Source organism: Pseudoalteromonas sp. DY56-GL79, from assembly GCF_041414765.1.
In the GTDB taxonomy this organism is placed as follows: domain Bacteria; phylum Pseudomonadota; class Gammaproteobacteria; order Enterobacterales; family Alteromonadaceae; genus Pseudoalteromonas; species Pseudoalteromonas piscicida.
The window spans coordinates 1-581 of sequence record NZ_JANHZS010000070.1; the positions used below are offsets into that span (position 1 = coordinate 1).

Here is a 581-nt window from a genome sequence, read left to right on the forward strand (position 1 = left end):
CTAACTGCAGCAATCACTAACGTACTTGCAAAAGTATACGGTGGTACAGCAAAAGACTTCGCATCAATCGATAACGCTCCAGAAGAGCGTGAGCGTGGTATCACAATCTCAACTTCACACGTTGAGTATGACACACCAACTCGTCACTATGCACACGTAGACTGTCCAGGACACGCTGACTATGTTAAAAACATGATCACTGGTGCTGCACAGATGGACGGCGCGATCCTAGTAGTTGCTGCTACTGACGGTCCTATGCCTCAAACACGTGAGCACATCCTACTTTCTCGTCAGGTTGGTGTACCTTACATCATCGTATTCATGAACAAATGTGACATGGTTGACGACGAAGAGCTACTAGAGCTAGTAGAGATGGAAGTTCGTGAACTACTTTCAGAGTACGACTTCCCAGGTGATGACCTACCACTAATCCAAGGTTCAGCGCTTAAAGCACTAGAAGGCGAAGAGCAGTGGGAAGCGAAGATCATTGAGCTTGCAGAAGCACTAGATTCTTACATCCCAGAGCCAGAGCGTGACATCGATAAGCCATTCATCATGCCTATCGAAGACGTATTCTCAAT

The 581-nt window shown here is 46.6% G+C and carries 1 protein-coding gene; it reads left to right on the forward strand.

The window, feature by feature from the left end; genetic code table 11:
- Window positions 1-581, forward strand: a 581-nt coding sequence (locus NO992_RS23375; protein WP_371380819.1) for a GTP-binding protein, incomplete at both ends; no start/stop codon positions are given.